Source organism: Sphingomonas sp. 77B, from assembly GCF_056497825.1.
The window spans coordinates 943,888-955,667 of record NZ_JBWMBY010000001.1 but is presented as its reverse complement, the minus strand read 5'-3'; the positions used below and the strand labels follow the sequence as shown (position 1 = coordinate 955,667).

Sequence of the window (11,780 nt, the reverse complement as noted above, 5' to 3'; positions counted from 1 at the left end):
ATCGGTCGAAACGACGATGGGGCGATTCGTCCTATGGGGCGGGACGCACCCTGGGCGGTAGGGCGGGGGCATGATGCCGTCCCGCTATCGCCGCTCCTTGCTTGCCCTGTTGTCTTGTCTGGCGTTGGCGGCGTGCGGCGACGACAACCGCGCCGAGCGGCTGAAGGCGGCGGGGCCGAACCCTTCGCTCGATGCGCTGATGCGGGTGGCCGATGCCGATGCGGGCGCGCGCACTTTCGGCCAATGCCTGGCATGTCACACGATCGGCAAGGGCGAACTGGACCGGGCCGGGCCCAACCTGCACGGCATCATGGGCAAGCCCGTCGCAGGCGGCAGCGCGCGGTTCGGCTATACCGCCGCTTTGATGGGCGTCGGCGGGCGATGGGACCGGGCGACGATGAACCGCTGGCTGACCTCCCCGCAACGCTTCGCGCCGGGGACGAAGATGACCTTCCCCGGCCTGCCCGACCCGCTCGCACGGGCGGATGTGATCGCCTATCTGGAGCGGGAAGGGCGGGAATAAAGTCTTGCTCGAGCGGTGAGGGCGGTGCGTGCGCTTCGACTTCGCTCAGCGTGAACGGCCGTGGGGACAGGGGCCACCTCACAAACCCCACCCTCCGATCAGCCTGAGCGTAGTCGAAGGCCACGCGAAGACCTCTCCAAGATCGGCGTAGCAAAGGGCTTCCCGTGGCCTTCGACTGCGCTCAGGACGAACGGCGGTGGGGCGGGGACACAAAAAAGGGCCCGGAAGCAATGCCTCCGAGCCCCTTTTTCATAACCTGACGGCAGAAATTACTGCCAGTTGGCCATTTCCGTTTCAAGATTGACGCGGATCGCCTCGAAGAACTGCTCGGTGGTCATCCAGGGCTGGTCCGGGCCGATCAAAATGGCGAGGTCCTTGGTCATCTGGCCGTTCTCGACGGTCTGGACGCAGACCTTTTCCAGCGTCTCGGCGAAGCGGACGACGTCGGGCGTGTTGTCGAACTTGCCGCGATACTTCAGGCCGCCGGTCCAGGCGAAGATCGACGCGATCGGGTTGGTCGAGGTCGCCTTGCCCTGCTGGTGCTGGCGATAGTGGCGGGTGACGGTGCCGTGCGCCGCTTCCGCCTCGATCGTCTTGCCATCCGGGGTCATCAGGACCGAGGTCATCAGGCCCAGCGAGCCGAAGCCCTGTGCAACGGTGTCCGACTGAACGTCGCCGTCATAGTTCTTGCAGGCCCAGACGAATTCGCCGTGCCACTTGAGGGCCGAGGCGACCATGTCGTCGATCAGGCGGTGCTGATACTCGATGCCCGCCGCCTTGAACTGCTCGGCGAACTCGGCGTCGAACACTTCCTGGAAGATGTCCTTGAAGCGGCCGTCATAGGCCTTCAGGATGGTGTTCTTGGTCGACAGATAAACCGGCCAGCCACGGTTCAGGCCATAGTTCATCGAGGCGCGCGCGAAGTCGCGGATCGATTCGTCGAGATTGTACATGCCCATGGCGACGCCGGCGGCGGGGAAGTTGAACACCTCCTCCTCGATCGACTCGCCATTTTCGCCTTCCCACTTCAGGGTCAGCTTGCCCTTGCCGGGGACCTTGAAATCGGTCGCCTTATACTGGTCGCCGAAGGCGTGACGGCCGACGACGATCGGGTGGGTCCAGCCGGGGACGAGGCGGGGAACGTTCTTGATGACGATCGGCTCGCGGAACACCACGCCGCCCAGGATGTTGCGGATCGTGCCGTTGGGCGACTTCCACATCTTCTTCAGGCCGAACTCCTCGACGCGCTGCTCGTCGGGGGTGATGGTGGCGCACTTGATCGCGACGCCGTACTTCTGGGTCGCATGGGCGCTGTCGATCGTCACCTGGTCGGCGGTCGCATCGCGATTCTGGACCGACAGGTCGAAATAGGCCAGCTCGATATCGAGATACGGCTTGATCAGGCGTTCGCGAATCCACTCCCAGATGATCCGGGTCATTTCGTCGCCGTCGATCTCCACGACGGGTGTGTTTACCTTGATCTTCGCCATGTGCGCATCCTTCAGATTAGGCGGGTTTGGCACGCGTCTAGGGGAGGGGGCGCGGCGGATCAACCACCCCTTGGGCCAACGGAAAGGGCCGGGGCGAACCGAAAAGATTGTGCGATGGCCGGTGGACAGGTAGACAGGTCCGATGCCTTCGCTTGAAAAGCCTCCCATCGCCACGACCACCGTCAAGTGGCGCTTCCCCGCCGTCCATCCCGAAGGGCGCAAATATGTGCTGATCGGGGTGGGCCTGACCATCGTCGCCACGCTGATTACCAAGGTGCTGTTCTGGCCGTTCGTCGGCCTGTGCATCTGGATCGCGGCGTTCTTTCGCGATCCCGTGCGCACCACGCCGCAGGGCGACGACCTGATCGTCGCGCCCGCCGACGGGCTGGTCACCATGATCCAGCGCGTGCCCATCCCGCGCGAGTTGGTCGGCGAACTGGGCGAGGCGCCGCTGGTCCGCGTGTCGATCTTCATGTCGGTGTTCGACGTGCACATCAATCGCACGCCGGTCGCGGGCGTTATCCGCCAGGTCGTCTATATCTCGGGCAAGTTCCTGAACGCCGATCTCGACAAGGCGTCGGATGAGAATGAGCGCCAGCATTTCGTGGTCGAAGGGCGCGACGGTCGCAAATATGGCTTCACCCAGATTGCGGGTCTGGTCGCGCGCCGCATCGTCGGCTTCGTGAAGCCCGGGGACATGGTCGCGGCTGGCCAACGCGTCGGCCTGATCCGCTTCGGCAGCCGCGTCGACGTCTACCTGCCCGATGACGTCACGCCGCAGGTTTGCCTGGGCCAGCGTTCGGTTGCGGGTGAGACCGTGATCGGCCGCGTCGGCGGCAAGCCGATGACCGGCATCGCGCAGTAAGCCGAAAAGCGATGGCCATTTCCCCCCGTTTCGCGCGGCGCCGTGCCGATGGCGCTCCGCCGCGCGGCCTTCCCCTTCGGGCGATCATCCCCAATGCCGTGACCGCGCTGGCGTTGGTGTCCGGACTGACGGGGGTGAAGTTCGCGATCGCCGGGTCTTGGGAAGCGGCCGTCACCATGATTATGGTCGCGGCGGTGCTCGACGGACTTGATGGCCGGATTGCCCGCCTGTTGCGCGGGGAAAGCCGGTTCGGGGCGGAACTCGATTCGCTGTCCGACGCCATTTCCTTTGGTGTCGCGCCCGCGCTGATCCTGTATCTTTGGTCGCTCGAGAACCTGCCGCGCATCGGCTGGATTTGCGCCGTGCTCCAGGCCGTTTTCTGCGCGCTGCGTCTGGCGCGATTCAATTCGCAACTCGACGTGACCGACCAGCCTCGCAAGACGGCGGGTTTCTTCACCGGCGTTCCGGCCCCTGCCGGGGCGGGTCTCGCCATGCTGCCGCTCTATCTCTGGTTCTGGACGGGCGAGCCGATCTTTTCCTCGCCCTATCTGGTCGCACCCTGGGTCGCTTTGGTCGCCCTGCTGATGGTGTCTAGCCTGCCGACCTTGTCCTGGACCTCGTTCCGCCTGCGCCGCCATGTTCGGTTCGAGGCGCTGGCGATCATCGTGCTGGTCGGAGTCGCGCTGATCTCGGCCCCCTGGCATGCGCTGACCGCGCTATGCCTTGCCTACTTGTTGAGCATTCCCGTCACCATGATCGCCTATGCCCGACTCAAGCGGCAACGCGGCGGCGCACCAGCGACGAAGGGGCAGGCGAGCCCGCCGCCCAACGCCTGACGGCGATCCGACGCTCGGCCACCACCAGGGTAGCCAGCGGCGTGAAAGCAGGTTCGACATGGCCGGTGGCGAGATGCAGGATGCGGCGCCACTGTGGTGCGATCATCATCGCAATGGTGGTCAGGGCCGCTGCCAGGGCGCCCGTGAAAACCAGAACACTCACCACGATCATCATGATGTCAGCCTCCTGCCGTACGTTACGAACCGGCATATTAACCTGGTCGTAACCATTGATTTTTTCGTCCAGTTCCGTCGCCAAAATGGCTACATCAGGTTGAACCGTGCCAATTTCGCGATGTTGCGAAAGCGTTATGCGACGATCAACCTGCGTTCCCTGTTGTGATCGCCTTATGTTCCGCCGATGTTCTCATGTCAATCGGCCTTGGAACAAAAGTGAACGAGGCTGGCCGCTTGCCATGGAGCTCTTCGTCCGCTAAGGGCGCGCTCCTCAACACCGCATGGGAAGCATCATATTTCGGTGCGCATGGGCTTTGCCCGCCGCGTCATCCGCTTCCCAGAGGCATAACCGGAAGGAATTAGATTATGGCGGCACCCGTCGTCACCATGCAGCAGCTGGTCGAAACCGGCGCGCACTTCGGCCACCAGACCCACCGCTGGAACCCGAAGATGAAGCCCTACATCTTCGGCGACCGCAACGGCGTCCACATCCTCGACCTGTCGCAGACCGTGCCGCTCTTCGCGCGCGCTCTCGAGTTCATCAGCTCGACCGTCGCTGGCGGCGGCAAGGTCCTGTTCGTCGGTACCAAGCGCCAGGCGCAGGAGCCGGTCGCCGAGGCCGCTCGCCGCGCTGGCCAGCACTTCGTCAACCACCGCTGGCTGGGCGGCATGCTCACCAACTGGAAGACGATCTCGAACTCGATCAAGCGCCTCAAGACCCTTGAGGAGCAGCTGTCGGGCGACACGCACGGCCTGACCAAGAAGGAAGTGCTGAACCTGACCCGCGAGCGCGACAAGCTCGAGCTGTCGTTGGGCGGCATCCGCGACATGGGCGGCATTCCGGACGTGATGTTCGTGATCGACGCCAACAAGGAAGAGCTGGCGATCAAGGAAGCCAACACGCTGGGCATTCCCGTCGTGGCGATCCTCGACTCGAACGTCTCGCCCGACGGCATCGCGTTCCCGGTTCCGGCGAACGACGACGCCAGCCGCGCGATCCGTCTGTACTGCGAGGCCGTGGCCATCGCCGCGACCCGTGGCAACAATGAGCAGCAGCGTCGCAGCGGCGCCGACTTCGGCGCGATGGCCGAGCCGCCCGTCGAGGAGGCGCTGACCGTCGCCCCGACCGAAACCGCCGAGCAGGCGGTCGAGGCCGAGCGCCAGATCGACGCGTAATCGCGTGGACCGAGCCCCGCGGTGCGGGCGGGGCGATCAGCGACCGGACGGGGCAACTCGCGGGTCGGTGACATCGGCTTGACATGCAAGCCGTGCTAAGGGCCGCCTCCGATGGGGCGGCCCTACCCGCATCCCCCTTTTCAGACAGAGGATTGAGACAATGGCCGATATCACCGCAGCGATGGTCAAGGACCTGCGCGAAAAGAGCGGCGCGGGCATGATGGACTGCAAGAAGGCGCTCAACGAAGCCGCTGGCGACATGGACGCCGCGCTGGATTGGCTGCGCACGAAGGGCCTTGCGGCCGCGCAGAAGAAGTCGAGCCGTACCGCGGCTGAAGGTCTGGTCGGCGTCGCCACCAACGGCACCGTCGGCGCTGCCGTCGAAGTGAACTCGGAAACCGACTTCGTCGCCAAGAACGACCAGTTCCAGGCGTTCGTGAAGGACGTGACCGAAATCGCGCTGAAGACCGGCGACGATATCGAAGCGCTGAAGAACGAAGCGATGCCGCAGGGCGGCACCGTGGCCGAAGTGCTGACCAACAACATCGCCACCATCGGCGAGAACCAGTCGCTGCGTCGCGCCAAGCGCCTCGAAGTGTCGAAGGGCGCGGTCGTGTCCTACGTCCACAACCAGCAGGCACCGGGCCTGGGCAAGATCGGCGTGCTGGTCGCGCTGGAGTCGGAGGCCGCCGACGACGTGCTGCAGTCGCTGGGTCGCCAGCTGGCGATGCACATCGCCGCTGCCTTCCCCAAGGCGCTGAACGAGGAAGACCTGGACGAAGCCGAGATCGAGCGTGAGCGCGCGATCGCGACCGAAAAGGCCGCCGAGTCGGGCAAGCCGGCCGACATCATCGCCAAGATGGTCGAGGGCGGCATCGCCAAGTATCGCAAGGAGCACGCGCTGGTCAGCCAGCTGTTCGTGATCGACGGCAAGACCAAGATCAGCGACGTCGTGGCGAAGGCCGGCAAGGACGCCGGTGCCGAAATCAAGCTGGTGGACTATGTCCGCTTCCAGTTGGGTGAAGGCATCGAGAAGGAAGCGTCGGACTTCGCGGCCGAAGTGGCCGCCGCGTCGGGCGTTCCGCAGAAGGCCTAATTCCTGCGCCGTCCCTTGATGGGACGGTGAGGGTGAAGGGGAGCGGTCGCCGCAAGGTGGCCGCTCTCTTTGTGTGTGGGGCATTCAAGTCCTCCCTGAGCTATGCTCGGGGAGGCGGACCATCGCGCCAGCGATGGTGGAGGGGCTGCGACGAACCGGCCATGCCCCTCCACCACGCCCTGCGGGCGCGGTCCCCTTCCCCAAGCGAGCTTGGGGGGGAATGCAATTGCACCCTCCGTTCGCCCTGAGCGAAGTCGAAGGGCATGGGCCGACCGGAGTCCCGTAGGCTTCGACTTCGTTCAGCCCGAACGGCGGTGGGGTAACGGGCCGGGGGCGCTCGCCCGCTGTCCCACGAAAATCCCCGCAACCTGCCGCTCCATGGTTGCCCGCCGCCCTGACGCCGCCTAAGGTCCGCGCCACTTTCATCACCAAGATCCGAGAAACGATGACCACCCCGCGCTTCAAACGTATCCTTCTGAAATTGTCGGGTGAGGTCCTGATGGGCGAGGGTGGCCTGGCCATCTCGCCGGAGATCACCGCGCGCGTCGCCCAGGAGATCGCCGATGTCCGTGCCAAGGGCTATGAGCTGTGCATCGTCGTCGGTGGCGGCAACATCTTCCGCGGCCTGTCGGCGGCGGCCAAGGGGATCGAGCGGGCGACCGCCGATTATATGGGCATGCTGGCGACCGTGATGAACGCGCTGGCGGTGCAGAATGCATTGGAGCAGATCGGCGTCGACACCCGCGTCCAGTCGGCCATCCCGATGTCGAGCGTGTGCGAGCCTTTCATCCGTCGTCGTGCCGAGCGGCATCTGGAAAAGGGCCGCGTGGTGATCTTCGCCGCCGGTGTCGGCTCGCCGTTCTTCACCACCGACAGCGGCGCTGCATTGCGCGCCGCCGAGATGAAGTGCGACGCGCTGTTCAAGGGGACGAGCGTCGACGGCGTCTATGATGCCGATCCGAAGAAGGTGCCGACCGCGACCCGCTACGAAACCGTCACTTTCTCGAAGGTTCTGTCCGACGACCTGAAGGTCATGGACGCCTCGGCCATCGCGCTGTGCCGCGACAACAATATCCCGATCGTCGTCTTCAACATCCGCGAACATGGCAATTTCGGTGCCGTGCTCGCTGGCGAAGGCGTGTCGACGATCGTCCAGAACGCAGGAGCTTAAATCATGGCAGCCTATGACAAGTCCGACCTCGAGCGCCGTATGCAGGGCGCGGTCGAATCGCTGAAGCACGACCTGAACGGCCTGCGCACCGGCCGCGCCTCGACGGCGCTGCTCGATCCGGTGACGGTCGAGGTCTATGGCAGCCACATGCCGCTGAACCAGGTCGCGACCGTCTCCGCGCCCGAGCCGCGCATGCTGTCGGTGCAGGTGTGGGACAAGTCGAACGTGTCGTCGGTCGAAAAGGCGATCCGCTCGGCGGGTCTGGGCCTGAACCCGATCAATGACGGCCAGACGCTGCGCCTGCCGATCCCCGACCTGACCGAGGAGCGCCGCAAGGAACTCGCCAAGCTGGCGGGCAAATATGCCGAGGGCGCGCGCATCGCGGTGCGCAACGTTCGCCGCGACGGTATGGACAGCCTGAAGGTCGACGAGAAGAAGGGCGTCTTCGGCGAGGACGAGCGCAAGCGCCACGAGACCGAGGTTCAGAAGCTGACCGACGCCACCATCGCCGAGCTGGATGCGGCCGCGGCGGCCAAGGAAAAGGAAATCCTGGGCAAGTGAGTCCTCCGGCCGCCTCGGCCCAGACGGCTCTGGGGTCGCTGGTGGCCGTGCCCGATACGGGTGCGGTCCCGCGTCACGTCGCGATCATCATGGACGGCAATGGCCGCTGGGCCAAACGCCGTCTGCTGCCCCGCTTCGCCGGTCACAAGGCCGGGGTCGATGCCGTGCGCCGGATCGCGCGCGCGGCGCGGAGCATGGGGATCGAGGCGCTGACGCTCTATGCCTTTTCCTCGGAGAATTGGCGGCGGCCCGAGACCGAGATCAGCGACCTGATGGGCCTGTTGCGCATCTTCCTGCGCAAGGACCTGGCCGAGCTGGTGTCGGACAATGTCCGGTTGCGGGTGATCGGCGACCATCGCCGCTTCCCCGCCGATCTCGTCGCGATGATTGACGATGCGATGGCACGGACGGCGGGCAATAGCGGCCCGGTCCTCGCCATTGCGCTGAATTACGGGGCGCAGGCCGAGTTGGTCGAAGCGACGAAGCGGCTGGCGTGCAAGGTCGCGGCGGGCGAGATGGCGGCCGATGCTATCACGCCGGAGGCGATCGAGGGCGAGCTGCAGACCAACGGCCTGCCGCCGCTCGACCTGGTGATCCGCACCTCGGGCGAGCAGCGCCTGTCCAATTTCCTGCTGTGGCAGGCAGCCTATGCCGAGCTGTTGTTCGTCGACACGCTCTGGCCCGATTTCGACGAGACGGCGTTGGCCGATGCGGTGGCCGAGTTCGGGCGACGACACCGGCGTTTCGGCGGCCTGTGACCGACCCCGAATCCCCCAAGGTCGGAGCGCCCGAGGCGGCCCCGGCCAATCCTCCCGCATCCGGCATGTCGAACCTGACCAAGCGGGTGCTGGCCAGCATCGTGATGATCGCCGTGGCCAGTGTTTCGCTCGTGCTGGGAGGCCTGGCCTTCTGGTTGCTCGCGGTCGTGGTTGGGCTGTTCATGATGGCCGAATGGTCGGACCTGCTGAAGGTCGACGCCAAGCAGAAGCGACTGGCGCAGTTCGCGTTGTCGGTGCCGCTGGCGATCATGGCGCCGGGTCTGGCGGCCGGGCCGGGCTTTTTCGCGCTGGGCCTGATCGCGGCGACCTTCTTCTTCCTGACCATCGTATCGCGCCGCCCGGAATATGGGGCGGGGGCTTTCTATGTCGGGCTTCCCGTCTTTTCGCTGCTGGCGATCCGGTTGCATGACGACGGGCTGGTGCTGTCGCTCTGGTCGATGGCGATCGTCTGGGCCTGCGACAGCGGGGCGTTCTTCGTCGGGCGGCAGTTCGGCGGCCCGAAGCTGGCGCCCAGTATCAGCCCGGCCAAGACCTGGTCGGGTCTGATCGGCGGTGTGGCGGCGGCGACGTTGCTGGCGGTGCTGATGCGCTGGGCACATGGTCTGCCGCTGATCCTTGTCATCGCCACGCCGTTTCTGGCGGTGCTGGCGCAGATGGGCGACCTGTTCGAGAGCGCGCTCAAGCGGCGTGCGGGCGTCAAGGACAGCGGGAACGTGCTGCCTGGTCATGGCGGCGTCATGGACCGGCTGGACGGTATCGTGCCGGTCGCGCCGATCGCCGCTCTCCTGATCTTCCTGCCGGACCTGTTCTGATGCGTAGCGTTACTATTTTGGGCGCGACCGGATCGGTCGGCACCTCGACCCTGGACCTGATCGAGCGCGAGCCCGATCGCTACCGCGTGCGTGCGCTGACCGCCAATTGCGACGTGGCCAAGCTGGCGGCGGCGGCGAAGCGGACCCATGCCGAGCTGGCGGTGGTGGCGGACGAACGCTGCCTGCCCGATCTGCGGGCGGCGCTGGCGGGCACGGAAACTCGTGCCGCAGGCGGTCGCGCGGCGGTGATCGAGGCGGCGGCGATGCACGCCGACTGGACCATGGGTGCGATCGTGGGTTGCGCCGGGCTGGAGCCCGCCATGGCCGCCATCGCCAATGGCGGCACGGTGGTCCTCGCCAACAAGGAGCCGCTGGTGTCGGCGGGTGAGGTGGTGCTGGCGGCGGCGGCGAAGGCGGGTGCGACGTTGCTCCCGGCCGACAGCGAACACAACGCCATCTATCAGTGTTTCGACTTCGCGCGGCCCGAGCGGGTACGCCGGATCGTCCTGACCGCCAGCGGTGGGCCGTTCCGGACATGGACGACCGAGGACATGCGCCGCGTCACTCCCGAACAGGCGGTGGCGCATCCCAACTGGTCGATGGGCGCCAAGATCTCGGTTGATTCGGCGACGATGATGAACAAGGGGCTGGAGCTGATTGAGGCTGCCCGCCTGTTCCCGGTCCCCTCCGACCGGATCGAGATCGTGCTGCATCCGCAATCGGTGATCCACTCGGCGGTCGATTATGTCGACGGCTCGATGCTGGCGCAGCTGGGGCCGTCGGATATGCGTGTTCCGATTGCGCATTGCCTGGCCTGGCCCGACCGGATGCCGACGCCGATGGCGCCGCTGGACCTGGTGGCGCTGGGCCGCATGGACTTTGCCGCACCCGACCCGGTGCGCTTCCCCGCGCTGCGTCTGGCGCGCGCGGCGCTGGAGGCGGGCGGGGCGGCTCCGGCCATTCTGAACGCCGCCAACGAGATCGCGGTCGCGGCTTTTCTGGCCCGTCGCATCGGCTTCCTCGAAATTGCCGCAATCGTCGAGGATGTTCTTCATCGCTACGACCCCGCGCCCCCGGAGTCGCTCGACGCGGTGATCGCGATCGATGCGGAAACCAGGGCGATAACGGCCGAGCGCGTTGAGGATTGCGTCGTTTGATCGAAACCCCCGGCCTGTTGTTGACGATTCTGGCCTTTGTCCTTGCCCTCGGCCCGCTCGTGTTCGTGCACGAAATGGGGCATTATCTCGCCGGACGACTGTTCGGCGTGAAGGCCGAGACCTTCTCGATCGGCTTCGGGCGCGAGATCGCCGGATTCACCGACAAGCGCGATACGCGGTGGAAGATCGGCTGGCTACCGCTGGGCGGCTACGTCAAATTCGCGGGCGATATGAACCCGGCGAGCCAGCCTGATGCCGCATGGCTTTCGCTGCCGCCCGAGGAGCGCGCACGGACCTTTCAGGCCAAGCCTCTATGGCAGCGCGCGGTCATCGTGGTCGCGGGACCGGCGATCAACTTCGTCGCGGCGATCCTGATCCTGGCGGGCTTCGCTTATGCCTATGGCGAAGCGGTGGTGCCGCCGCTCGTCGGGCAGATCATGCCGGGCAGCGCGGCGGCGGCGACCGGCCTTCGTCCCGGTGACCGGGTGACGGCGATCGACGACCGCACCGTGACCGACTTTGCCGATATCGCCCGCTATGTTCAGATTCGTGCGGGTGACCGGGTGACGATCGCGGCGACGCGGGGCGGCAGGCCCTTCACCACCAGCGCGACCATCGGCACCGAGGAGCAGCGCGACCGTTTCGGCAATATCTATCGCATCGGCCGCCTGGGCCTGCGCGGGGCCGGCACGGTCGACATTCGTCCGGTCAGCCTGTTGCGCGCGCCGGTCGTCGCGGTACAGCGGACGGGCGAGATCGTTCGCATGATGGTCGAGACGCTGGGCCAGGTGATTTCGGGCCGCCGCTCGGTCAAGGAACTGGGCGGGCCGGTGTCGATCGCCAAGGTGTCGGGCGAGCAGATGTCGCTGGGCCTGGATGCCTTTGTTTTCTTCGTAGCGCTGGTGTCCATCAATCTGGGGTTCATCAACCTCTTGCCAGTGCCGATGCTGGATGGCGGTCATCTCCTCTTCTATGCGATCGAAGCAGTGCGGCGACGCCCCCTGGAGCCTTTGGCGCAGGAATGGGCATTTCGCGGCGGTTTGATCGCGATCCTGGCCCTGATGCTCTTCGTGACCTTCAACGATCTGGGCAATTTGGGGCTATGGAAAAATATCCGCAGCTTGATCGGCTGACGCC

At 65.7% G+C, this 11,780-nt stretch carries 13 protein-coding genes; 11 read left to right on the top strand and 2 right to left on the bottom strand.

What is annotated here, in order from left to right; all coding sequences use genetic code 11:
* Window positions 1-70: 70 nt before the first annotated feature.
* Complete coding sequence (locus AC1GI4_RS04490; protein ID WP_433910997.1) at window positions 71-523, top strand: c-type cytochrome; 453 nt, start codon at window positions 71-73, stop codon at window positions 521-523.
* Between the two features lie 269 nt (window positions 524-792).
* Here AC1GI4_RS04490 and AC1GI4_RS04485 read toward each other — a convergent pair whose 3' ends face one another.
* Window positions 793-2,013 (bottom strand): NADP-dependent isocitrate dehydrogenase, encoded by a 1,221-nt coding sequence (locus tag AC1GI4_RS04485; RefSeq protein ID WP_058717884.1) that lies wholly within the window; start codon window positions 2,011-2,013, stop codon window positions 793-795.
* A 142-nt stretch (window positions 2,014-2,155) separates the two neighbouring features.
* Between AC1GI4_RS04485 and AC1GI4_RS04480 the strand changes: the two genes are divergently transcribed.
* Both AC1GI4_RS04480 and pssA read left to right on the top strand, forming a co-directional pair.
* Complete coding sequence (locus tag AC1GI4_RS04480) at window positions 2,156-2,878, top strand: phosphatidylserine decarboxylase (protein WP_294273194.1); 723 nt, start codon at window positions 2,156-2,158, stop codon at window positions 2,876-2,878.
* Between the two features lie 11 nt (window positions 2,879-2,889).
* The gene (gene pssA / locus AC1GI4_RS04475) at window positions 2,890-3,714 is read left to right on the top strand and encodes a CDP-diacylglycerol--serine O-phosphatidyltransferase (RefSeq protein ID WP_433910996.1); all 825 of its coding nucleotides are present in this window, start codon (window positions 2,890-2,892) and stop codon (window positions 3,712-3,714) included.
* Here pssA and AC1GI4_RS04470 read toward each other — a convergent pair.
* On the bottom strand, window positions 3,650-3,973 hold the full coding sequence (locus tag AC1GI4_RS04470; RefSeq protein WP_479628708.1) for a hypothetical protein: 324 nt from the start codon (window positions 3,971-3,973) through the stop codon (window positions 3,650-3,652). The genes pssA and AC1GI4_RS04470 overlap by 65 nt on opposite strands.
* Window positions 3,974-4,257: 284 nt before the next feature.
* On the opposite strand from AC1GI4_RS04470, the gene rpsB reads away from it, so the two are divergent.
* From rpsB to rseP, 8 genes are all read left to right on the top strand, one after another.
* Complete coding sequence (rpsB, locus tag AC1GI4_RS04465) at window positions 4,258-5,067, top strand: 30S ribosomal protein S2 (protein ID WP_294273180.1); 810 nt, start codon at window positions 4,258-4,260, stop codon at window positions 5,065-5,067.
* A gap of 160 nt (window positions 5,068-5,227) precedes the next feature.
* The gene (gene tsf / locus AC1GI4_RS04460) at window positions 5,228-6,163 is read left to right on the top strand and encodes a translation elongation factor Ts (protein ID WP_294273177.1); all 936 of its coding nucleotides are present in this window, start codon (window positions 5,228-5,230) and stop codon (window positions 6,161-6,163) included.
* A 445-nt stretch (window positions 6,164-6,608) separates the two neighbouring features.
* On the top strand, window positions 6,609-7,334 hold the full coding sequence (gene pyrH, locus AC1GI4_RS04455; RefSeq protein ID WP_294273174.1) for a UMP kinase: 726 nt from the start codon (window positions 6,609-6,611) through the stop codon (window positions 7,332-7,334).
* Window positions 7,335-7,337: 3 nt separating this feature from the next.
* Window positions 7,338-7,895, top strand: a complete 558-nt coding sequence (frr, locus tag AC1GI4_RS04450) for a ribosome recycling factor (protein WP_042487694.1) — start codon at window positions 7,338-7,340, stop codon at window positions 7,893-7,895.
* Window positions 7,896-7,984: 89 nt separating this feature from the next.
* Complete coding sequence (gene uppS, locus AC1GI4_RS04445; protein WP_479630350.1) at window positions 7,985-8,653, top strand: polyprenyl diphosphate synthase; 669 nt, start codon at window positions 7,985-7,987, stop codon at window positions 8,651-8,653.
* 65 nt (window positions 8,654-8,718) lie between these two features.
* Window positions 8,719-9,486 carry a phosphatidate cytidylyltransferase gene (locus tag AC1GI4_RS04440; protein WP_479630349.1) on the top strand — a complete coding sequence of 256 codons (768 nt, stop codon included), beginning with the start codon at window positions 8,719-8,721 and terminating at the stop codon, window positions 9,484-9,486.
* Window positions 9,486-10,643: a 1-deoxy-D-xylulose-5-phosphate reductoisomerase gene (dxr, locus tag AC1GI4_RS04435; RefSeq protein ID WP_294274987.1), complete on the top strand. Its 1,158-nt coding sequence runs from the start codon at window positions 9,486-9,488 to the stop codon at window positions 10,641-10,643. The genes AC1GI4_RS04440 and dxr overlap by 1 nt, the downstream gene beginning before the upstream one ends.
* Window positions 10,640-11,776 carry an RIP metalloprotease RseP gene (gene rseP, locus AC1GI4_RS04430; RefSeq protein WP_479628707.1) on the top strand — a complete coding sequence of 379 codons (1,137 nt, stop codon included), beginning with the start codon at window positions 10,640-10,642 and terminating at the stop codon, window positions 11,774-11,776. The genes dxr and rseP overlap by 4 nt, the downstream gene beginning before the upstream one ends.
* Window positions 11,777-11,780: the final 4 nt, after the last annotated feature.